The sequence below is a fragment of the Amycolatopsis sp. WAC 01376 genome, assembly GCF_003947415.1.
Classification (GTDB): domain Bacteria; phylum Actinomycetota; class Actinomycetes; order Mycobacteriales; family Pseudonocardiaceae; genus Amycolatopsis.
In genome coordinates this window covers 189,707-212,073 of the sequence record NZ_QHKL01000001.1, presented here as the reverse complement: position 1 = coordinate 212,073, position 22,367 = coordinate 189,707, and the positions used below count along the sequence as shown (strand labels likewise).

General features: G+C 67.9%; 20 protein-coding genes. 2 read left to right on the top strand and 18 right to left on the bottom strand.

Annotated elements, in window-relative coordinates:
• The 18 genes from DMH03_RS01105 to DMH03_RS01015 all read right to left on the bottom strand — a co-directional run bounded on the left by DMH03_RS01105 (position 1) and on the right by DMH03_RS01015 (position 20,019).
• A complete protein-coding gene (locus tag DMH03_RS01105) occupies positions 1–510 on the bottom strand; it encodes a DinB family protein (protein WP_125790154.1) in 510 nt (169 codons plus the stop codon).
• A 9-nt stretch (positions 511–519) separates the two neighbouring features.
• Entirely contained in the window at positions 520–1,074 is a 555-nt protein-coding gene (locus tag DMH03_RS43010) for a hypothetical protein (RefSeq protein ID WP_370310622.1), read from the bottom strand.
• A gap of 548 nt (positions 1,075–1,622) precedes the next feature.
• Complete coding sequence (locus DMH03_RS01090) at positions 1,623–3,059, bottom strand: right-handed parallel beta-helix repeat-containing protein (protein ID WP_125790153.1); 1,437 nt, start codon at positions 3,057–3,059, stop codon at positions 1,623–1,625.
• Positions 3,060–3,115: 56 nt separating this feature from the next.
• The gene (locus DMH03_RS01085; protein WP_233611220.1) at positions 3,116–4,615 is read right to left on the bottom strand and encodes a right-handed parallel beta-helix repeat-containing protein; all 1,500 of its coding nucleotides are present in this window, start codon (positions 4,613–4,615) and stop codon (positions 3,116–3,118) included.
• Positions 4,612–5,928: a glutamate-1-semialdehyde 2,1-aminomutase gene (locus DMH03_RS01080; RefSeq protein WP_125790152.1), complete on the bottom strand. Its 1,317-nt coding sequence runs from the start codon at positions 5,926–5,928 to the stop codon at positions 4,612–4,614. The genes DMH03_RS01085 and DMH03_RS01080 overlap by 4 nt, the downstream gene beginning before the upstream one ends.
• A gap of 4 nt (positions 5,929–5,932) precedes the next feature.
• A complete protein-coding gene (locus DMH03_RS01075) occupies positions 5,933–6,481 on the bottom strand; it encodes a dTDP-4-dehydrorhamnose 3,5-epimerase family protein (protein WP_125790151.1) in 549 nt (182 codons plus the stop codon).
• Entirely contained in the window at positions 6,478–7,665 is a 1,188-nt protein-coding gene (locus DMH03_RS01070) for a polysaccharide pyruvyl transferase family protein (protein ID WP_125790150.1), read from the bottom strand. The genes DMH03_RS01075 and DMH03_RS01070 overlap by 4 nt, the downstream gene beginning before the upstream one ends.
• Entirely contained in the window at positions 7,662–8,612 is a 951-nt protein-coding gene (locus DMH03_RS01065; RefSeq protein WP_125790149.1) for a glycosyltransferase family 2 protein, read from the bottom strand. The genes DMH03_RS01070 and DMH03_RS01065 overlap by 4 nt, the downstream gene beginning before the upstream one ends.
• Positions 8,609–9,883 (bottom strand): hypothetical protein, encoded by a 1,275-nt coding sequence (locus tag DMH03_RS01060; RefSeq protein WP_125790148.1) that lies wholly within the window; start codon positions 9,881–9,883, stop codon positions 8,609–8,611. Before DMH03_RS01060 ends, DMH03_RS01065 begins: the two co-directional genes overlap by 4 nt.
• A 7-nt stretch (positions 9,884–9,890) precedes the next feature.
• Complete coding sequence (locus tag DMH03_RS01055) at positions 9,891–11,165, bottom strand: DUF4910 domain-containing protein (RefSeq protein WP_125790147.1); 1,275 nt, start codon at positions 11,163–11,165, stop codon at positions 9,891–9,893.
• Positions 11,165–12,187, bottom strand: a complete 1,023-nt coding sequence (locus DMH03_RS01050; protein ID WP_125790146.1) for an NAD(P)-dependent oxidoreductase — start codon at positions 12,185–12,187, stop codon at positions 11,165–11,167. Before DMH03_RS01050 ends, DMH03_RS01055 begins: the two co-directional genes overlap by 1 nt.
• Before the next feature lie 5 nt (positions 12,188–12,192).
• Positions 12,193–12,870, bottom strand: coding sequence for a PIG-L deacetylase family protein (locus DMH03_RS01045; RefSeq protein ID WP_370310621.1), 678 nt, complete (start codon positions 12,868–12,870; stop codon positions 12,193–12,195).
• Positions 12,843–13,631, bottom strand: a complete 789-nt coding sequence (locus tag DMH03_RS01040; RefSeq protein ID WP_125790145.1) for a sugar phosphate nucleotidyltransferase — start codon at positions 13,629–13,631, stop codon at positions 12,843–12,845. The genes DMH03_RS01045 and DMH03_RS01040 overlap by 28 nt, the downstream gene beginning before the upstream one ends.
• A complete protein-coding gene (locus DMH03_RS01035) occupies positions 13,628–14,863 on the bottom strand; it encodes a class I SAM-dependent methyltransferase (protein WP_125790144.1) in 1,236 nt (411 codons plus the stop codon). The genes DMH03_RS01040 and DMH03_RS01035 overlap by 4 nt, the downstream gene beginning before the upstream one ends.
• Before the next feature lie 286 nt (positions 14,864–15,149).
• Positions 15,150–17,075, bottom strand: coding sequence for a S8 family serine peptidase (locus tag DMH03_RS01030; RefSeq protein ID WP_125790143.1), 1,926 nt, complete (start codon positions 17,073–17,075; stop codon positions 15,150–15,152).
• A gap of 137 nt (positions 17,076–17,212) precedes the next feature.
• Positions 17,213–17,674: a thioesterase family protein gene (locus DMH03_RS01025; RefSeq protein ID WP_233611219.1), complete on the bottom strand. Its 462-nt coding sequence runs from the start codon at positions 17,672–17,674 to the stop codon at positions 17,213–17,215.
• 63 nt (positions 17,675–17,737) lie between these two features.
• On the bottom strand, positions 17,738–18,925 hold the full coding sequence (locus DMH03_RS01020; protein ID WP_125790141.1) for a BtrH N-terminal domain-containing protein: 1,188 nt from the start codon (positions 18,923–18,925) through the stop codon (positions 17,738–17,740).
• 125 nt (positions 18,926–19,050) lie between these two features.
• Positions 19,051–20,019, bottom strand: a complete 969-nt coding sequence (locus DMH03_RS01015; RefSeq protein WP_125790140.1) for a YncE family protein — start codon at positions 20,017–20,019, stop codon at positions 19,051–19,053.
• A 135-nt stretch (positions 20,020–20,154) separates the two neighbouring features.
• On the opposite strand from DMH03_RS01015, the gene htpX reads away from it, so the two are divergent.
• Together htpX and DMH03_RS01005 are read left to right on the top strand one after the other, a co-directional pair.
• Positions 20,155–21,021 carry a zinc metalloprotease HtpX gene (gene htpX, locus DMH03_RS01010; protein WP_125790139.1) on the top strand — a complete coding sequence of 289 codons (867 nt, stop codon included), beginning with the start codon at positions 20,155–20,157 and terminating at the stop codon, positions 21,019–21,021.
• A 274-nt stretch (positions 21,022–21,295) separates the two neighbouring features.
• Positions 21,296–22,366 carry an LLM class flavin-dependent oxidoreductase gene (locus tag DMH03_RS01005; protein WP_125790138.1) on the top strand — a complete coding sequence of 357 codons (1,071 nt, stop codon included), beginning with the start codon at positions 21,296–21,298 and terminating at the stop codon, positions 22,364–22,366.
• The last annotated feature ends 1 nt before the right edge of the window (position 22,367 follow it).

The following is a 22,367-nucleotide window of genomic DNA, read 5'->3' as shown; positions in this document are numbered from 1 at the left end:
CTACTTCCCGGTCACGCCGTCGAGCAGCTCCCGGCTGACGTCCAAGTGACCCGCGTGCCGGGCGAAGCTCTGGGCGAGATGGAACAAGATCCAGGCCAAGGTCGGATGCTCCTCGACGCCGCCGCGGCGGGTCGTCCGGGCGGCCAAGGCGTCCAGCGGTGTGGTGGCGACCAGGTCTGCGCAGTTCTCGCGTTCCCGGTGAAAGAAAGCGATGATCCCGGCGGTGGGCTCGCCGGCACCGACCCGCCATTCCTGTTCGGCCGTACCGGGCCAGGAGAAGTCGACGTGCTCGCCTCCGAACATGTGCCGAATCCAGAGACGTTCGGTGCAGGCGAGATGTTTGATCATGCCGAGCGGGGTCCACCCCGAAGGAAGCGTGCTCCGCCGGAGATCGATCTCGGAGAGTCCATCGAGTTTGCGAAGGATCGCCGTCGCGTTGTGGTCGAGGTAGCCGAGGAGCAGCTCACGGGTATCGGTGAGCACCGGCGAAGGCTCGGGCGTCTCTGCCATTTTCTCACGCTACGCCACCCGTTTGAGCAGGATCTCCGGCCGCGGACGGCTCTGTGCCGCCCGGAACGCGGCACGCAACTCGCGCTGGACCTCGTCCGGCTCGGTGCGCAGGCGGGACGGCAGCGTCTGCAACACGACGATCCCCGCGGCGGCGTACCGCGCGTTGCGGGCGACGGTGGCGCGATGGCCGTCGGGGTCCGCGTGGTGGCGGAAGGAATCGATCTCCCAGGCGAAGGCGACCTCGTCGCACCAGAAGTCCGGGGTGGCGATGTAGTTCCCGTTCGCGTCGAAGATCGGGACGTTCCAGTGGCCAGGCGGGAGACCGGATCTTCGCCAGAGACGCCACGCGTCGGCCTCGGCAACGGATCTCGCGCCAGCCAAGAGCGGGAGGAGGGCCTTCCTGGGCAGAGCCGTTCCGTTTCGACCTGCTTGGTCGAGCTCGCGGGTGAGCAGGTCGGTGGTGCAGAACCGGCGTTGGACGGACTCGGCCATCATCGCCTGGATCTCGTCTTCGCCGGTGAGCCTGCGGGCGGCGTCGATGACGGCTCGGGGGACGGGAGCCACGGGAAGGTCTCCTCGGAGGTGAGGACGGGGCAGACGGTGAGTCCGCTCCACGTGGACGAACCCGGAGTCGGCCACACCTCGATTCGCCGGGATGAGCACATGGACTTCCTCCTGTCGGGGAACCCTTTCCAAGCCATGGCGGCGGAGTGCCCACGTGCCGGTGAGTACCGCGTCTTGTCCGGCATGGAGTAACCCGGCTCGGACGCGGTGCTCGTCTGTCGGCGTGCCACTGCTCAGCAACACGATCCCGGGCAGCAGCTTTCGCCAAGGGCCGCCTTCCGCACATCGACGGGAGATGGTCCGGCGCGGCACGCCGATCTGTTCGAGATCGACCGCGCGGATCACTTCCGGATGGTCCGGAGCGGTGAGTAGGGCGCTCGTTGGCCAGGTTCCTCGTCGCACCGGATCATGGTGCGACGAGGCGCCGACAATTTTCGCTCTTTGATCGCATGAAAGTACCTTTCATGAAAAAAGAGAGGCGACGATGTAGGAATTGGGACACTCAACGTCCCAATTCCTACATCGTCGAACCCGAGCACCCGAGAACCTCAGCACCCACCATCCCCAAAAGAGCTGCAAGCATCCTGCGAGTAAGGAGCCCCCTGCCACTCCGAAACCCCCACGGTCCGCGAAGTGTCCTGAACGACGAACCGCCACCCACCGGAATAAGCGTTGTCGTACCACCGATTCCCCTGCCGGAAGGTCACCGCGTCCGAAACGGAAGACCCCCGATAAGGCGACCAGTCCGGATAAGTCCCGTAGTTAGCCAGCAACGCCATCCGCCCGCAAAAGCCCGAGCAAGCGGACCCGTGGGAGAACTTGTTGCCGTGGATGGAAACTCGCTGCGTCTTCCACCGGCAATCGTCGTACAGCGGCGGCGAAGAGATCCCCGGGGCGGCACAGGAAGAGACCGAAGGGACGAGACGCGTGCACGAGCCGGAGGACGTGTTCGCCGGGCTGTTGCAGAAGCGGTCCGCGTTCTCCCAAAGGGTGATTCCGGCCCAGTTGTCCTCGAAGACGTTGTCGACGATCTCCACCGAAGAGGTCCGGGCGCGAACGCGGGGTTCTCCGCCGGACTCGGAAATGTAGATCGTGCCGACCGGGAAGTTGTCGCCCCGCGCGGCGAAAGCGCGCCCTTGCACGAGGGTGTTGCGCCGCAAGGTGTTCCCGCGGACCACGACGTTGTAGGAGATCTCGTAGAACAACGCCTCCGCCTCGTTGTCCTCGATCAGGTTGTCCTCGATGAGGAAGTCGTTGTTGTTCGTGTCCGCCCACAGGCCGGCGCCGTGGTTGTGGTGGACCCAGTTGCCGCGGATGTCGGCGCCGTTCACGGCCCAGAATTTCGCGCCGCCGGTGCAGCCGCAACCGGGTTCCTTCGTCTCCCAGTCGTCGGTGTTGTTGCCGGTGATCTCGTTGCCCTCGACGAGCAGTCCGGTGATCCCGTCGCCGGCCCGGTAGGCGTTGATGCCGTACTGCCCGTTGTTCCGCAGGCAGTTCCGCAGCACCTTTTGACCCGGTCCCGCCATCATCGCGGCGCCCCGGTTGTCCTCGATGGTGTTGCCTTCGATGGTCCAGCGCTCACCGGAGTCGTGGTTGACCACGCCCTGATCCCGCGGCGCCGCGAAACCGCGGATCGTGAGGCCGCGGATGACGACGTCGCGCGCCTCTTGGGTGAACGCGTAGCGGTTGACGCCGCCGCCGTCCAGGACGGCGCCGGGTGCGCCGAGGTAGGCGTTGCCGTCCTTCGGGATGATCTGGCCGAATTCGTCCGGGCCCAGGGTGTGCTTGCCTTCGGTGAGCCAGAACGTCGTACCGGACGGGAGTTCGCGCGTCTTCGCGGAAAGATCGGTTCCCGGGGAGACGACCACGGCGCCTGCCGGCTTTCCCGGGCTCACCGGTCCTGCGGCGCAGGCCGCGACAGGAGCCGCCGGAGCCGGGACGACTCCTGTCGCGATCAGCATCAGAACAACCAGGAACGCGGGCATAAGGGCAACGGTAGGCCAGTATGGACCGTCCCAGATGGACACTTACAGGTGAAACTTCAGCAGGTCGTCGCCTCTCCGAAACCACTGCAGACGTCCTGCCGGTAGGGCTCGGCCTGCCATTGCGCCGGGGTCAGCTTCCGTGACGTGTCGTGGGTGACGAACGTCCATGGCCCGTAGTACTGGTTGTCGTACCATCGGTTGTCCTGCCGGAAGGTGATCGCCTCCGAAACCACGGCGGCCCGGTACGGCGACCAGGCCGGGAAGGTCCCGTAGTTCGAGAGCACCGCCATCCGCCCGCAGAGGCCGAGGCAGCCTTCCATCGACGAATCGAACTCGAACGTGTTCTCGTGCACCGAAACGCGCTGGGTCTTCCAGCGACAGTCGCCGTACAGCGGTTCGGTCTTGATACCCGGATCGGAGCAGGCGGCCGTCGGTGACACCAAAGCGGTACAGGACAGCGTCGACGTGTTGGCCGGGCTGTTGCAGAAGCGGTCGGCGTTCTCCCACAGCGTGATCCCCGACCAGTTGTCGGAGAACATGTTGCCGCGGATGTCGATCCTGCTGGTCCGGGCGGGCAGTCTCGGCTCGCCGCCGGATTCGCTGAGGTACACCGCCGCGACCGGGAAGTTGTCGCCCTTCGCGGCCCGGTTCCGGCCTTGCACCAGCGCGTTCCGGTTGAAGGTGTTCCCGATCAGCTCCAGGTTGTAGGAGATCTCGTAGAACAGCCCCTCGGACGCGTTGTCCTCGATCAGGTTGTCCTGGATGAGGAAATCGTTGTTGTTCGTGTCGGCCCAGAGCCCGACACCGTGGTTGTGGTGGACCCAGTTGCCGACGATGTCGGCCCCGTTCACGGCCCAGAACTTCGCGCCGCCGCTGCAACCGCAGCCCGGGACCCTGGTCTCCCAGTCGCCGGTGTTGTTCCCGGTGATCTCGTTGCCCTCGATCACCAGATCGGTCAGCCCGCCGCCGAAACGGTAGGCGTTGATGCCGTACTGGCCGTTGTCACGGAGGCAGTTCCCGATCACCCGCTGGCCAGCCCCGGTCATCATCCCGGCGCCGTCGTTGTCCTCGATGACGTTGCCTTCGATGGTCCAGCGTTCGCCGGAGTCGTGGTTGACCACGCCCTGGTCCCGTTCGGCGACGAAACCGCGGATGGTCAGCCCGCGGATCACCACGTCCTTGGCCGGCGTGGTGAAGGCCGCGCGGTTGATCCCGCGTCCGTCGAGTACGGCGCCGGGCGCGCCGAGGTAGACGTTGCCGTCCTTGGGCATCACCTGGCCGAACTGGTCGGAACTCAGCGTATGCGTGCCCGGAGCCAGCCAGAACGTGCTCCCCGGCTGGCTGAACCGGGTCTTGTCGGTGAGATCGGTGCCCGGTTCGACGATCTGGGCGCCTTCCGGGGCGGACGGGACGCCGACGGTCGTGCCGCACACCCCTCGAGCCGGCTCTTCGGTTGCCTCCGCTGTGGATTCAACGGCGACCTGGAGCAGTAACACCGACAGCGCCACGCAAAGCGTGCGCGAGCCGGCCGAGCGATCCGCGATCCTTGAGCTCATACCCTTCTCCGAAAAACCGGCTTGACCGGACGGCCACCCAGCCACGGCGCCGGATCATCCGCGTCGAGCGCTTTGCGGTACACGAGGCAGGCCTGCGAGACCACTTCGACCGTCCGGTCGATGTCTTCTTCGGACAACGCGCTGCTGACCACGAACGACGGTCCGAGGACCCCGCCGGTGACCAGTTGCCGCAGGAACAACGTTCGGTAGTCCTGCGACGGTTTCTTCTCGGCGTCGAGCGTGCCGAAGACGAGGTTGCTCGCCCGGCCGCGCACGACGACGTGTTCCCCGACCCCCGCCGAGGCCGCGACTTCGCGGACCCCGGCGGCGAGCCGCTCGCCGAGCGCGTGCAGCCGCGCGGCGATGCCTTCTTCGGTGTAGGTCTCCATGACGGCGATGGCGGCGGCCAGCGAATGCGTTTCGGCGCCGTGTGTGGTGGACAGCAGGAAGACGCGCTCCTCGGCGGTGCGCAGTCCGCCGAGTTCCATCAGCTCCCGTTTGCCCGCCAGCGCCGAGACGGCGAACCCGTTGCCGAGTGCTTTGCCGAACGTCGAGAGGTCCGGCGTGACCCCGTAGAGACCTTGCGCTCCCGCCTCCGACCAGCGGAAACCGGTGATCATCTCGTCGAAGACCAGGACGCAGCCGTACCGGTCGGCGAGTTCCCGCAGGCCGACGAGGTACCCGGCGGGCGGTTCGAGCTGGGTGGACGCCTCCAGGATGAGGCAGGCGACCTGGCCCGCGTTCTCCTGCAGCAGCCGCTCGGTCGCCGGGAGGTCGCCGTAGGGGAACGACACGGTCAGGTCGGTGATCCCGGCCGGGATGCCCGACGACATCGGTGTGGTGCCGATGAACCAGTCGTCGATGGAGAAGAACGCGTGGTCGTGGCAGATCGCCACCAGCGGCCTGCCGGTGGCCGCCCTGGCGAGTCTGACCGCGGCCGTGGTGGCGTCCGAGCCGTTCTTCGCGAACTTGACCATTTCCGCGGTGGGAACGGTTTCGAGGAACTTCGTCGCCGCCCGTTCCTCCACAATGGACGGACGGGCGAAGTTGGCGCCCCGGTCGATCTCGCGGTGGGCCGCTTCGCTGACCCGCGGGTGCACGTGCCCGAGGCTGACCGCGCGCAGCCCCGAGCCGTACTCGATGTACTCGTTCCCGTCGACGTCCCAGACATGCGCGCCGAGCCCGTGCGAGATGACCGGCGCCAGATTCTCCGGGTACTGGTCGTCCCCCTTGGCGTAGGTGTGCGCGCCGCCGGGGATCATCGCGTGAAGGCGCTCGTTGGCCCGCATGGATCGGGGAAGACGACGGGTCATGATCTCACCTCGTGTTCTGTAGGACAGCGGAAAGCGGGAGCGCGGACCGGTCCCGCTCCGACATCAGCGCCGCCGGAAGCGGCCACGGGATCGCCAGTTCCGGGTCGTCGTGGGCGATCGCGACGTCCTCGGCCGGGTCGTGCGCGCGGTCGATCCGGTAGGAGACGTCGGCGTACTCGGTGAGCGCCTGGAACCCGTGCGCGCACCCCGCCGGGATGTACAGCGAGACCTGGGTCTCCCCGGACAGTTCGAACGTCTCCTTGCCGAGGTACGTCGGCGAATCCGGCCTCAGGTCGACGACGACGTCGAAGACGGCGCCCCACGAGCACCGGACCAGCTTCGCCTCGCCGAGACCCGAACGCAGGTGCATCCCGCGCAGCACTCCCTTGCGGGACCGCGAAACGCTGTCCTGGAGGAACCCGTTCGGGTCGATCCCCGCCGACCGGACGACGTCGGCGTCGAACGTGCGGCTGAAGAAGCCGCGTTCGTCGGCGTGCGGCGTCGGCTCGAACAGGTACGCGCCCGCGATGGCGGGCACCGGGATCGCTTTCATCGGACTCCCATCGGCAGGAGGGCGGCCGACAGTTCGGCGAACTGCTGCTCCAGCAGCCGTGTCTGCTCCGCGCCTCGTTTCGCGACGATCTCGGTCAGTTCGCCCGCCCGCGACTCGAGTTCGGCGAACTGGCGGACCAGCGCGTCGAAGTCGATCTCCTTGGCGGACTGGCAGAACTCCCCGAGCCCCATCGTGGTCATGAGGACGTCGTTCTTGCGGGCGTACCCGACGGACAGCGTCGGTTTCGCCAGCTTCAGCGCGCACAGGACGTTGTGGTACCGGGTGGCGACGACGATCTCGACCGCCGACATCGCCCGCTGCACATCGTCCAAAGTGGACGTTTCGGCGGCGGTGATCAGCGGGGATTCCAGTTCCCGCATGATCTCGTCGACGACCTGCGTGTCGGCCCGGTCGCCGATGAACAACCGCACCGGCCTGCCGTCGGCGATCAGCCTGGCGACGAACCGGGTCATCTTGTCCACATAGGACTCGTAGATCTCGTCGGCACGGGCCCTGTCGTCGTTCCCGCCGTGATAGGCCATCACGCCGACCCCGACGGAGCGGGGCAGCACCGGGTCCGTCCGCGCGGAGAGGGCGAAGGCGAGATCGGGGTAGACGCGGTCGTTCGTGACGTCGACACCCATCGTGCGCATCGCTTCCCGTGACGGTTCGTCCCGGTAGGACCGGAACGTCGCCAGCCGCGCGGCCCGGCCGATGATCGACCGGGTGACGCGGTGGCCGCTCACGTTGGCGCCGACGCTCACCAGCGCGACCTTGGTGCCGACCAGCCGCCCGGACGCCGACAGCAGCAGCAAGGCGTACGGGAAACCCCAAGGGCGCAAGGGAAGCGTGGATTCGAGGACACCCATCCCCGGCACGATCACCACGTCCTGGCGCCGCACCCACGCCGCCGTGCGGAAGATGTCGACGAGTTTGCCGAAGCCCTTCATGGCGATGGACACCGGTCCCGCAGCCGTCCGGTACTCGCCCTGGTACCAGTTCAACGCGGTCGTCTCGAGGTCGTAGCGCGACGCGACGATTTCCGGACCGCCGCACATCACGCTGAGCGCGGCGTCCGGATGCTCCGTCCGCAAATACCCGAGAACCGCCTCGAAGGAACCGTCGTTGCCGAGGTTCCCTGATCCGAGGAGTCCGAACAGCCCGATTCTCACGGGCGGGCTCAAGGGACTCGTCCCTCCTGGCCGGCGACGACCGAGGCCACGGACACCTCGCGCGGACCGAGTTCGGCCTCGGCCTGCACCGGCATCCGGCCCATGGCCGGGTTCCCCGCCCGGTTCAGCATCCATTGCCGCAGGTAGCGGAAGCATTCGCGCTTCTCCGCGCCGGAGATCGGCGCGTTGCGGATGGCGTTGACGTAGCCGAGGACGTACTCGCCGAGCAGCCGGATCATCGGGTGACGCAGCTTGTCGGCGCGCTTCGGGTCCAGGTTGGTGGCGCGCTTGCGCACGGTCGGGTACTCGTGTTCGGAGCGGCCCGGGTGGTCGCGGCGGAAGTACAGCCAGTCCGGCACCTGGTGGAACGGGCCGTGCAGCGCCAGTTCCGAGATGATCGTGCGGTCCGCGTGGTGGTAGCTGTCCAGCGGCGCGACGCGGCGCAGCACCTCGGTGCGGATGACCGCGCCGTCGTCGTCCCCGCCGGGCGCGAACAGCGTGCTGCGGAAGCGTTCCGCGGCGTGCGGCGAAACCGTATTGAGGGGGTACTCCAGCGCCTGCGTGACGACGGCCTTCTCGTCGATCATCGCCGTCCACGAATGCGAGAGCACGAACTCGGGGTGCTCGTCGAGCGCCTCGACACAGCGTTCCAGCAGGTCACGCGCGTAGAGGTCGTCGTCGGAGGCCCATTTGAACAGCTCGCCGCGGGCGACGTCGACGCAGTAGTTGTGGTTGGGCGCGCAGCCGATGTTCACCGGTTGGCGCACATACCGGACGCGGGAATCCAGCTTCGCGTACTCACGGCTGATCTCTTCGGTGCGGTCCGTGGACGCGTTGTCCGAGACGATCAGCTCGAAGTCCTCGTAGCTTTGGCCGAGGAGTGCGTCCAGCGATTCGGCGAGGTAGTCCTCGCCGTTGTAGACCGGGAGCCCGATGCTCAGCGGAGGAGCGGTGCTCATGACGTCCTCATCTCTTCCTTCTCCGAAGTCAGGTGTTCCTTGAGAGCGGCGTGCAGCTGGAGCCACCACACCGCCGATCCGCTGGTGATCGCCAACGCGACCCCCCAAGCGGATCCGGACGCCCCGGCCAAGAAGGCGCCAATGAGCCCTAAGCCGACATAGCCGGCGGAGTTGATCAGCTGGGCGCGAAGGCTCCGTTTCGCAGCGCCGAGCGCACGCAGTCCGGCGGCCGCCCCGGTGTTGAATCCGGCCGCGGCGATACCGATGGTCACCGGGAGGATCAGTTCCGAAGCGGGATCCCAGACGTCGCCGAGCACGAACCGGCCGGCGTCGTCGGGTACCAGAAGCAGGGCGAGACCCCAGATCAGGGCCGCGACCGCCTGGCCCGCGCCGAGAACGGCGCAGAAGTGGCGAAGGCGATGCGGGGCCCGTTGGAGCACCCGCGCGCTTTCGGCCACCGTGACCAGGGAAAGTCCCATCAGAAGGGCGAAGAACGGGCCGAGCAGCAGTTCGGCGCCGCGTACCGCGCCGACACTCGCCAGCCCGGCGATCGCGCCGAGCCCGTACATCCGAAGTTGCGTCGAACCGGCGTTGCTGACGTTCTCGACCACGTACCGGGCGCCGAGGTCGCGGTGCCGTTTGAGCCATTCGAGCGTGCCGCGCGGGTCCGGCCGGACGCCGGACTGCAAGCAGCCGTATCCGGCGGCGACCGCCCCGGACAGGCCCCACGCCAGGATGAACGCGACGACCGTGTCGAACCATTGGTGCGCGATGAACAGCGCCGGGATCAGGGCGATGCCCCAGACGACGTCGTTGACGAACGCCTTCTTCCCGTGCCCCGCCGCGAAGAACGTGAACCGCCAGGCGTCCTGAAGCAGCAAGGTGGGGATGACGATCCCGAGCGCGACGAACGCGCCGCCGATGGGGCCACCCACCACGAGACCGGCGACCACACTGATCGCGCCGGCGACGACACCCGCGGAGAGCGCCGTGCCGGTCGCCCTGGCGGTCGCCGCCCGCCAGATCTCGGTGGGTACCCCGGAGAACCGCACCATCAGCGGATCCGTCGTCAGCCCGCGCGAAAGGTTGAGCACCACGCCGTAGCTGACCCAAGCGAGGCTGAACATGCCGAAGGCGAATGTGCCGAGTGAGCGCGCCACGAACAGCCCGACCACGAAGTTGGTGATACTGGAAACGGCCTGGTCGCCGAGGCCCCAGCTGAGCCGTCCGGCCATCGCCCGGATGGCTGGGGAACGCAGAAGTGATCGCATGGGGCCTTCAATCCTTGAGCAATCCGGCATCGTGCAGCGCCTTCGCGGCGGCGACGACGGAATCGAACGGCAGTCCGGACCGCTCGGCGACGTCGAGCAGGCTGTGCTCGCCGTCCGAGAGGTTGAGCACCCAGAGCATGGCCATCTGGGCTTCTTTGGCGTCGCTTCGCCCGCCGAGCGAGCCGTACAGCCCGCGTTTGCCGAGCTGCGGCTCGCCGTACGGGCTGAGGTTGACGTAGCTGCGGTTGCGGTCGAGGACGGCGAAGGTGTCTCGCAGGGTCTGAAGAGTTTCCTCCATGGCCGCGGTCGAGACGAAATCGAGGTTGTCGGCCGAGGTGTGATATTCGGGATAACCCGCGTACGGCGTCCTCGTCAGCGATCCGACACCGAGGTTGAAGCCGGGGGAGCAGAACTGGCGTTCGTCGTAGCCGTACGGCGAGAAGTCCACGATCTCGTGCGCGCGATCGGCGAGGACGTACGCGAGCACGCGGTCGATCTCGGCGTCGCCCCGGCGGCTTCGCTTGTACGTCAACGATCCTGGGTCGCCCGCGCAAGCGAGCACGAGCCCGGCCTTGATCCGGCCGACGCGTTCGGTGTTGCGTGCGAGCCAGGTGATCGCGCCGATCGTGCCGGGCATGAACAGGAACCGGTACGTGTAGTGCGGATTCTCCAGCGTCTGCGCGAACGCCGCCGCGATCGCGATTCCGGCGACGTTGTCGTTCGCCAGCGACGGATGGCAGGTGTGGCAGGAGATGATCACCTCGTCGGCGACCTCGCCCGGCACGACGTGCTCGGCGTAGGTGAGGTGACCGTCGTCCAAAGTGGAATCGATGTGCACCTCGTACTCGCCGTCCGGCATCGCGTCGAGGGTTTCCTGCGCGAGGCAGAAACCCCACGTCGGCGCGTAGTAGCTGGTCCGGTACGGCACCCACGACGGCTGGTCCGGCAGGGTGTGCAGATGTTCGCGCAGCTCGGCGAGCGGCATCTTCCGCGACACCGGGACGCTGTAGCCGACGACGTGCAGGTTCGACTCCTGGAAGTCGACCACGCGGCGGCCGGAGGCGTCCTTGATGTACGCGTCGCGGATGTTCCACTCCTGCGGCACGGTCCAGTCCAGCACCTGGGTGCCGGTCGGGACTTCGTGGATCTCCAGCGGGATGTGCTCGCCGACGATCTCCAGCGTGGCGCGGACGCCGTCGCCGGTGATGCTGCGGCACAGCGGATACAGGCGCTCGACCAGTTTCTCCAGGTCGGCGCCCGTCTCCAGGTCCCGGTGCGACATCAGCGACGCCGCAGGGTGTCGTCGAGTTCACCGGCGGCGGTGCGGTCCTGCAAGCACGCGAGCCGGGTGAACAGGCGCTGGAAGCCGTGTTCGGTGAGGCCGTGGGTCCGGTAGGCCTCGATCAGTTCGAGTGCGCCGTCCTTGACCGACCAGTCGCAGTCGAAGCCGGGGATCGCCGCGCGGAACCGGGAGAAGTCGACCCGGTACGAACGCGGATCCGCGCCCGCTTCACCGGTGATCCGCAGCGTGGAGCCGGGGACGGCCTCGACGACCTCTTCGGCGATCTCGGCGACGGTCACGTTGTTGCGTTCGGTGCCGATGTTGAACGCCTTGCCGTGGATCGCTTCCTTGGGCGCCACCAACGCAGCCGCGAACGCGCGCGCGATGTCCTTGGCGTGCACCAGCGGCCGCCACGGTGTGCCGTCGGAGAGCACCAGGACCTCGCCGGAGAGGTGGGCGTGCGCGGTCAGGTTGTTGAGCACGATGTCGCCGCGCAGCCGCGGCGAAAAACCGAACGCGGTGGCGTTGCGCATGTACACCGGGCTGAAGTCGTCGTCGGCGAGTTCCTGGACGTCGTCTTCGACCCGCACCTTCGATTCGGCGTACGGCGTCACGGGCCGCAGCGGCGCGTCCTCGTCGACCAGGCCGTCGCCGCCCGAGGCACCGTAGACCGAGCACGTCGAGGCGTAGAGGTACCGCTTGACCCCGGCGTCCTTCGCCAGCTTGGCGAGCTTGACCGAAGCGTGGTGGTTGATGTCGTAGGTCAGGTCCGGCGCCAGTGAACCGAGCGGATCGTTGGACAGCGCGGCGAGGTGGATCACCGCGTCCACCCCGGCCACGTGCTCGGCCGTGACGTCACGAAGGTCGACCTCGAAGCCTTCGGGATCTTCGGGCTTCGGGCCCAGCACGCAGGTGTCGTAGAGACCGGAGTCGAGGCCGATCACCTCGTGGCCTTCGGCGGCCAGCACCGGGGCCATCACCGTGCCCAGGTAACCCTTGTGCCCGGTCAGCAGCACACGCATGGCTTTCAGCCTTTCGGAGTGAGGTCGAGCGTCAGTTTCTTGAGGTCGAAGGCCTCGGCGTAGCGCTGCCCGCATTCGATACCGCGAATGCGGGCGAGGCCGAGAAAGGCTTCCCGGTCGTACCAAGGCCGGTGCCGCTGGGAGGCGTAGTGCTCCTGGAGCAGGCGGACCTTCTGCTCGGCGAGCTCTGGGGAGAGCGCGACGTACGCGGCGGGTCTGCCGAGGTCGCCGTCCCATTTGACGATCTCGTACTCCAGCTGGAGATGGGTGCGGAACACCGTCGGCACCAGCTTCGCCAGGCCGCGGTGATCCTGATGCGCGTCGGCCGTGCGCGGCGAGAGGACGAGGTCCGGGTCGGTGCGGCGGCGCAGGTCCTCCAGCCCGTTCTTGGCCTCTTCCCAGTGCGCGGGGAGCCGGCCGTCGGGCAGTTTGAGCACGGTGACCTCGACGTCGGCGCCCGGGCAGAAGGCCGCGAGCGCGGCCCGCTCCTCGGCCTCCCGGTCGGTGCCGCCGCCGGAAAGGACGAGCGCGTCCACCCGGACCCCCGGATTGGCGGCGCAGATCGTCAGCAGTGTGCCGCCCGCCCCGATGGCGATGTCGTCACAATGCGCGCCGAGCGCGACGAGCCGCTGGATCCCGCCGGTGCCGAGTGCGATCACGCCGGCGCCGGTTCGTGTTCCCACAACGCCCACGGACGGTCGCCGTGCGCGTAGGCGTCGTCCAGCTGGACACGCTCCTTGACGGTGTCGGTCGGCTTCCAGAACCCGCGGTACGGGTACGCGAGCAGCTTGCCCTGCTTGGCGAGCTCGCCGCAGCCGTCGGCCACCAGGTCGCCGCCCTCGGGGATGTGGTCGAAGACCTCCTGGCGCAGCACGAAGTACCCGCCGTTCTCCCACAGCGGCATCTCGCTGACCGGGGTCAGCGCGCCGATGCGGCCGTCCTCACCCATTTCGACGCAGTGGAACGACGACTGCGGCGGCACGACCATCATCGAAGCGCCGGCGTCGGAGGCCGTGAACCGCTCGATCATCTCCGGCAGCGGCGCGTCGGTGAGGACGTCGGCGTAGTTGGCGAGGAACATCTCGTCGCCGTCGAGATGCGGACGCACCCGGCGCAGCCGTTCGCCGATGGCCGATTCGAGACCGGTCTGCACGAACGAGATCGACCAGTCCGAGATGTCGGTCGACAGCAGTTCCGCCTTGCCGCCCCGCAGGACGAAATCGTTGGAGGCGGTCTCCTGGTAGTTGAGGAAGAACTCCTTGATGTGGTGCGCGCCGTAGCCGAGGCAGAGAATGAACTCGGTGTGGCCGAAATGCGCGTAATAACGCATCACGTGCCAGATCAGGGGTCTCGGCCCGACCATGGCCATCGGCTTGGGCACGTCGGACGCGTCACCGTTGCGCATCCGCATGCCGTAGCCGCCGCAGAAGAGGACTACCTTCACGACTTCACCTCGACGATTTCCAGGTGCGGGATGGGGAAGACCAGTTTCCCGCCCCATTCGTCCACATAGGACAATTGGGCGGTCAGTTCCGTCCGGAGATTCCACGGAAGGACGAGTACGTAATCGGGCCGGTCCGCCTCGATGCGTTCCGGCGGGAGGATCGGGATCCGGGTGCCGGGAGTGAACCGGCCGTGCTTGTACGGATTGCGGTCGACGGTGTACCGCAGCACGTCCGGCCGGATACCGCAGTGGTTCAGCAGGGTGTTGCCCTTGCCGGGGGCGCCGTAACCGACGACGGTCTTGCCTTCGAGCGCCGCGTCGGTGAGGAACTTGTTCAGCTCGAGCCGGACCTTGGTGACCCGCTCGGAGAATTCGGTGTAGCCGGACATTTCGTGCAGTCCCGCGGCCTTCTCGGCGTCGAGGACCTCCATCATCCGCTCGCTCGGCTCGCCCGCGACGGCGTCCGGACGCGCCCACAGCCGGATGGAACCGCCGTGCGTCGGCAGGAGTTCGACGTCCACAACGGACAAACCGCCGCGCGCGAGCGCCCGGCGCGCGGATTCGACCGTGTAATACTGGAAATGCTCGTGGTAGATCGTGTCGTACTGGTTCTCCTGGATCAGCGTCAGCAGATGCTGGACCTCGATGCTGACCCAGCCGTCATCGGCGACCAGCGCGCGGAGCCCGTGCGTGAAACCGATGATGTCCGGAATATGCGCGTAAACGTTGTTCGCCACGACGAGGTCGGCCGGACCGTGTTCCTCACGGACGTCACGTCCGCTTTCGGGGCCGAGGAAGGCGGTCTTCGTCGGCACCCCGGCGTCACGCGCGGCTTGGCCCACGTTCACCGAAGGTTCCACGCCCAGACAGCGGATCTTTTGTGCCACAACATGTTTGAGCAGATAGCCGTCGTTGCTGGCGACCTCGACGACGAACGAGGACTCATCGAGCCCGAGCCGCTCGACGGCGCCGTCGACGAACGTCTTGGCGTGTTCGACCCAGGAGGCGGAATACGACGAGAAGTACGCGTATTCGGTGAATGTCTCTTCCGGGGTGATCAACGGCGGGATCTGGGCGAGCCGGCATTCAGTGCAGACCAGCAGGTGGAGAGGGTACGTCGGCTCCGGTTCCTGGAGCTGCTCGGCGGTCAGGAAACGTTCGCACGGCGGTGTGGCCCCGAGGTCGACGACACTGGCGAGATGGGCCGAGCCGCAGAGTCGGCAGGTGGTCATCGAGAGGCTCCTTGGCTCGCGTCACGTATCCCAGACGTCGGCACCTCGGGTCACCTCGTTACAGGCCTTCCAGCTGTCTCACGCTTCCGTCTCACAACCGACACCTGCCGTCTCGGCCATCGGCGCAGACCTCTCCGCCATCCGGGCGCGGGCATGCCGCTCACGCTCCTCGCCGCGTTTGGTCACCTGAATGCGATACGGAAGCGCGTGAAGGCCCCCTTCCCTCGGCTCAGCCGAGGGAAGGGGGCCTTCACGCGAGAAGCGCCCAGCGGCGGCCCTCACATCGTCAAGAAACCACCAACGCGTAATCCGCGTCCGTCGCCGTCGTCTCCGGGTGACCGTCGGCGTTCACCTGCGTCGCCACGACCTCCACCGTCCAAGTCCCCGCGGCCGGCTTTTCGAGGATGACGTTCTCCACCGTGTCGACGGTGTTCGGCGAGCCGCCCGCGGTCGAGAAGTTGCCCGCCTTCAGCCCGTTGTTGCCGTAGTAGACCGTCCCGTTCGGCGCGGTGACCTTCAGCGTCAGGTCGTTGACCCTGGTGACCGACGCGCTCGGCGAGCCCGCCGGGTCGGTGTAGGCCAGCGTCGCCTTGAACTGCTTGGTCCCGTTCACCGCGACCGTGTACTTCTTCGACTGCCCGGTGCCCAGCAGATCGGTCTCGTTGACCAGCACCGGCAGTTTCCACCCGTTCGCCTTGGCCTGTTCGTGCAGGTACCGCACGTTCGCGGTGCCCCAGCCCTGATGTGTCCTGGTCATGTCGTGCGAGGTGCCGCTGAACGCGAACTGGTCGGCGCCGTTGATCAGCAGCGCCTTCGCGGTCGCGGCGTGCGGGCGGCTGGTGAAGACGTCGCGACCCTTGCCGGGGCCGCCGTCGAATACGCCGTCGGCCCACATCTGGAACAGCAGACCGGCGTTTCCACAGGTGATCGGCGTCGCGCCGCTCGTGCCGCCGAACGACGTCGTGTACGAGGTGTCACTGCCGGAAGACGTCGTGTCGATCCGGTCGTAGTAGTTCGACAGTTCCGGTTTGATCCGGCCGTCGGCGGCCGGGCCGATGCTGGCGCCGCCGCTCCACTTGTCGTCGGTGCGGCCCAGCGTGTTGTAGTGGTACTGCCCGCCGACCGAGAGCACGTTCTTCGACCAGGCCTGCGGCCGCGACTGCTGGGTGCCCGCGTTGCTCTGCGACTGGCAGATCAGCAGGTCGTGGTCGAAAACGATCTTGTCGAGCTCGGCCGAAACCGAGTTGTACGCCGTCGTCAGCCCGCCGCCCCAGCTGTTGCTCTGGAACACCGCGCGATACTTGCCGGCCGGGTCGACCAGTTCCTTGGTGTGCGCGTAGCGGTCGGGCTTGTTGTAGGTGGCGAAGATGCCTTGGCCCTCGGGCAGCAGTCCACGCTGCGGCGCGCTCACGCCGGACGCGAAGATCTGGCCGTACGTCGAAGTGCCGTGGCTGGTGCTGGTCGAGTTCGAGCCGTGCATCACCGTCGGCCGCGCCTTGAACTCCTGGTGGGTGACCCGCAGTCCGCCGTCCATCACCTCGCCGCGCACGCCCTGGCCTCGGTAGCCGCCGACACTCTCGACGAAGTTCGCGCCTCCGCTCTCCCTGGCGTTGGCCATGTCGGTTTCGGGGGCGGTGATCGCGCCGACCGCGAGCACCTCGGCCCCCTGCGCCACAGTGGCGGCCTGACCGGAGCCGAGGTTCGCGACGATGTGCTGCCCGCTCTGCGAAATCGCCTCGATGCCGCCGCCGAGCCGCAGGATCCGCTCGGCCACCGCGCGCTGGTCCCGCACGTCCGGTTCGACCAGCGTCACCAGGTGACTGCCGGCCGCGGCCGCCGAGATCTCCATCTTGTCGGCAGGCCGGTATTCACCGAGCCAGCGGACGAAATTCAAATTCGCCACCGATTCGCGCTTCTCCGGCTTCAGTCGCACCACGTAGGCGAAATCGGGAATGTAGGTCCCGATTCGCACGCCGAGTGAACGCAATTTCCCGCGCTGTGCGTCGGTCAGCGCGCTCCGGACCTGAAGAAGGTAGGCGCCTTTCCAGTCCTGGCTCGCCGCCGTCCGCTGACTGAGCGGATCGAAGGTGCTGCTGGCCAGCCTGATGAATTGAGGGTCTTCGCCGTCAGGGGCGGCGACGGCCACCCCGCTGGTCAAGAGCATCGCGCCGACCAAGGGCGCGAGAAAGCGGACACACTTCGGCCGTGGCATGAAATACCTCCGGGGAGCTCTGCAGGGGAGAGAGGTCTTTCGAAGGTACCGGCCGAAAGCCGTCATGATCAGCCGCTGAACGGCTTAGTCGTTTCCGGTATTACGGGAAATGGAGCATAAACGGTTAAAAAGTCGATTCAGGAGAGCTCGCCGATCGCGCCGCTGAACCGCGTCAGTCGGTCGCGTTCCTCCTCGTCGAGGTGTCGTGTGCCGCCGTCGGGCAGGGTGCACGCGACCCAGATCGTGCGGCACCGCGCGTAGACGGCCCGTTCGTCGCGCAGCCTGCTGTTGACCACGACGTCACAGGTCCCGATCCGGCCGACCACGGTCTCCACCTCGACCGGGTTGTCACGGAACGTCAGCCGCCGCACGTAACTGACGTTGTGTTTCGCGATCAGATAGGTCGGCCCTTTCGTCTGGAAGACGCGCTCGCGCAGCGGGTCGAGCATCGCGACCTGGGCTTCCTGGAAGTAGTCCAGCAGCCGCACGTTCCCGACGTGGCCGAGGTAGTCCAGGTCGGTGACACGCAGGCGATGGCGGTAAAGGTGAATCTCGGGAGCGGGACGCGTACTGGTCGTCCCGAGCGGATGTGCGTGCACGAAGTGGATCTTCAACGATCGCGGGCTGTTCCGGCCGCGCGGCGCAACGGACACCGGTCCGGTTCACTCCATCAGGGCTTCGGAGAGCTCGCGGATCGCGGCCGTCTCGGCGGTGTGGATGTCCCGGATCATCGTGCCCATCGTGCTGAACAGTTCGCGTGCTTCGACCTCGGTGAACGGTGACTCGTCGTTGTGGTGCGCGCGCAGTTTCCACAGCTCCGCGCCGGCGGCCGCGGCCGCGTCCTGCCCCGCGTCGCCCTCGCGGACACCGGCCGAGACGGTGCTGATCAGCCCGCGCACCCAGGCGAACTCCGCGTTCGACGCGGGAACCGCCGTCTCGGCCAGTTCGGCCCACTGTTCGGCGATCCCGCGCCAGGTCGGCGCCTGTTCGGCCAGCGCGGGGAGTTCGAGCAGACCGGCGGCCTCGGTGAGTGCGTCGGCGAACAGCCCGCGCAGATGCCCGCCCTCCATCCCGGCCGGAGTGACGCTCTCCCAGACGTTGAACAGCGCCCCGACCAGCCCGCGCCGCTCGCCGAAAGCGCGCGGCCAGCCCTTGGGGTCGCGTTCGTCGGTCATCGCCTTCGCCCAGCGTTCCCACGCGGGCAGCGAGAACGACTTCGACGGCGCCGAGAGGTTCCGCGCGCAGTCCGTGAGCCCGTCGCGCACGGCCGTCGGCCAGTCCGGGACCTCGCCGGGCCGGATCGTCGCGAGCAGGTTCTTGTACGAACCGACCCGGCCGCGCGCGGCGTCGAACGTCTTCCGGTCGACCGTCAGCCGGGCGAGATTCCGGTCGTCGACGAGCACCCGGCCGTCCTCTTCGCCGTACGCGACGACGAAGTGGCCGCCACCGCCGGACATCTCCGGCGGCAGATGCCAGTAACCGAGCGACTCGCGGTCGGGCAGCACCAGGACCGGCCGCCCCGCTTCGAGGTCGGCGGTGAGCCGTTTCGCGGCGGCACGTTTGCCGCCGGTGGTGTGGAAGTCGGCGCCGAGCCCAAGACGGTCCACAGTGGACTTGAGCCATTCGTGCGGGTACTGCCAGCGCGCGCGGAAACCGAACACGATGGTCGACATCGTCTCGTGCGCGAAGTCCCACAGGATGTAGCCCGCCCCGATCCCGCCGGACACGGCGAAGACCAGCGCCTCGCCGGGCGCCTTGCCGTCCGGGCCTTCGACACCGTGATGGGCCAGTACCGCGGCCACGGCCGACACGTCCGGCTGCGGCCCGCCACGCAATTCGTACTCGCTCACCCCGCCATCATGCCCGCTCCGGCCACGTGAGTGGTGAGGATGCCGTCCGCCCGATCACGCGTGCCGTCCATTCAGTCACGCGTGTCGTCCGCCCGATCACGCGAACCCGCCAGCCCGCTCCGGCCTCAGAAGTCCCTGATCAAGAAAACCCTGCCGCGCAAGGGATCCGCCACGTACACCGTCTTGGTGCGCTGGTCGATCGCGACCGCGCCGGGGTTCACGCCGAGTGACAGGTCGCCGGTGAGCAGGCTCGTCACCCCGTCGATCCTGGCGATGCCGTTCGGTCCTCCGTTGGAGTACACGGTGTTCGATCCTTCGTGGACCGCCACCGACGAAGACTCCGAGCGCAACAGCACGGTCGCCTTCTCCTTGCGTGCGCCCGGGTCCACGACGGACAGATGATGGATCGCCGAATTCGCGACGAACACCGTCCCGGACGCGCTGTGCACGGCGACCCCGGTCGGTGACTTGCCCACCGGGATGCCGCCGATGAACTTCCCCGCGCCGATGTCGAAGACCTCCAGCGAGTCCGTGTCGGTGCTGGTGCAGTACGCGAGCTTGCGGCCGCTGTCGACCGCCGTCGACGACAGCCCTCGCGTGGGACCGGGGACGAGGTCCAGCAGGCGGCAGCCGACGCCGTCGAGGACGGCGAGCGTCCCGGTGAGCGCGCTGACCGCGTAGATGCGGTTCGCCCGCTCGTCGATGTCGACACTGGACGCTCCAGGGCCGGCAGGCACCACGCTGACGACGTCGTTGGTCCGGCCGTCGATGACGAGGACGGTCCCGCCGGGCGGGTTCGCGGCGAAGATCCGGTTGGTCGCCGTGTCCACGGCCAGCCCGGCGGGCTCGCCGCCCACCGGGATCACGTCGCCGACGGTGCCGCTGCGCGAATCGAGCACCACGATCGTGCCGGTGGAGGGGTCCGAGACGTACGCGAAGCCGGTGACGGAATTCACCGCGACAGCCTCCGGAGTGCCTCCGACCTCGACGAGAAGTACTTTCTCCGCTCGGGCCGCCGGGGCCAGGGCGACCGTGGAAACGCCGGCCGCGGCCAGCGTGAACAGGGCTCGGCGGCTCAGTTCGGGTCCTCGCACAGGCGCCTCCCCATGATCGCTCCGGGGTTCGACGATAACCCGCGAACCGGGCACGCGAAGGAACTTCGCGTCCCCCGATCGCGTTGTTTCCGATGAGTAACCCCCAACCCCCGGAGAAGGAAGGAGCGGGACGTCGTGCACAAACACCAGAACGGGCTGAAGACCGTCGTCCTGCTCGGCGTGCTGTCCGCGATCATCGTCGGGATCAGCGGCTTCTTCGGGCGGGGTGCGCTGGTCATCGGCCTGCTGGTGGCGCTGGGGATGAACGCGTACGCCTACTTCAACTCCGGCAAACTGGCTCTGCGGGCCATGCGCGCACGGGCGGTTTCGGAGGCCGAGCAGCCGGCGATGTACCGGATCGTGCGGGAGCTGGCGACCACGGCGCGTCAGCCGATGCCGCGGCTCTACGTCAGCCCCACCCAGGCCCCGAACGCCTTCGCCACCGGCCGCAGCCCCCGCCACGCGGCGGTGTGCTGCACCACCGGCATCCTCGGCCTGCTCGACGAGCGCGAACTGCGGGCCGTGCTCGGGCACGAACTGTCCCACGTCTACAACCGCGACATCCTCATCTCGTGCGTCGCGGGCGCGCTGGCGAGCGTGATCAGCGTGATCGCCAACATCGCGATGTTCACGAGCATCTTCGGCGGCGGCAACCGCGAAGACGGCGACAGCCCCTTGGTCGGTCTGCTCCTCGTGCTGATCGGGCCGATCGCGGCCGCCATCGTGAAGCTCGGGGTGAGCCGCTCGCGGGAATTCCAGGCCGACGCGTCGGGCGCGGAACTCACCGGCGACCCGCTCGGCCTGGCTTCCGCGCTGCGGAAACTCGACCACGGAACCCGCGCGGCGCCGCTCGTGCCGGAGCCGAAGCTGGTGTCGCAGTCGCACCTCATGATCGCGAACCCGTTCCGGCCGGGCGAGGGCCTCTCGAAGCTCTTCTCGACCCACCCGCCGATGGACGAACGCATCCGGCGCCTCGAAGAGATGGCCCGGCGCCCCTTCTGACCAGGCGGATCGCGATTAGCCCGCTAAACGCGACGCCCCGCCAGAGCGCGTTTAGCCCCCTAATCGCGACGCGCCCGCCAGAGCGCGATTAGCCCGCTAAACGCGACACGTCGCCCGGATCGCGATTAGCCCGCTAAACGCGCTCCGCTCCCCAGATCGCGATTAGGGGGCTAAACGCAAGTCGCCACCGGAGCGCAGTTAGCGGGCTAAACGCGATCCGGTTCCCACCTCGTGGGAGGGGGAATCGAGGGGTGCGCGCGGGGGTTCCCCGGGCATGGGTTCCGCACAGCAGTTGCACCTCGGGGTCGCGCTCGACGGGGCCGGGCAGCATCCGGCCGCCTGGCGGGTTTCCGACGTCCGACCGGTCGCCTTGTTCACCGCCGCCCACTACCTGGCCCACGCGAAGCTCGCCGAAGCGGCTTCGCTCGACTTCGTCACCCTCGACGACACCCTCGCGCTCCAGTCCGGAGGCGAAGAGGTCGTCCGAGGCCGACTGGACGCGTTGCTCACCTTCGCCGCGATAGCCCCCGTGACCAGCGGGATCGGCCTCGTCCCGACGGTCACCACCACGCACACCGAGCCGTTCCACATCTCGACGGCCGTCGCTTCGCTCGACTTCGCGAGCCGCGGCCGCGCAGGCGTCCTCGCGGTGCCTTCGCGCACCGAAGCCGAGGTCGCGCACTTCGGGAGGCGCACCCTGCCGTCCGAGGCGGACGCCGAAGCGGAGAACGCCGAGGTCGTCGACGTCATCGCGCGACTCTGGGACAGCTGGGAGGACGGCGCGATCATCCGCGACGAGCCGACCGGCCGCTTCATCGACCGCGAGAAACTGCACTACGTCGATTTCGAAGGCCGCTTCTTCAGCATCAAGGGACCTTCGATCACGCCGCGTCCGCCCCAAGGCCACCCGGTCGTCGCGGTGTACGGCGACTCGCCCTACGCGCATGGCGCCGACGTCGTCCTGATCGACGAGATCCGCGGCGCCCGCGAGCGTTTCCCCGACGCCAAACTTCTCGCCGGCCTGTCGATCGTGCTCGCCGAAACCGAGCAGGCCGCCCTAGACCGCCGTCGCGCGCTGGAGGCCTACGCGCCCTTCCCGCACAGCCTGAGCTTCACCGGCACTCCCACCGACCTCGCCACCGAACTGCCACGCCTCGCGGCGTCCAACGGACTCGACGGCTTCCACATCCGGCCCGCCGTCCTGCCCGACGACCTGGCGTTCTTCACCGCCGAGACCGTCCCCGCGCTCCAGGCCGCGGGCGCGTTCCGGCAGGCCTACATCGGCACCACCCTGCGCGACCATCTCGGCCTCGGGGTCGCCGCCAACCAGTACGCGGAGGCGTGAC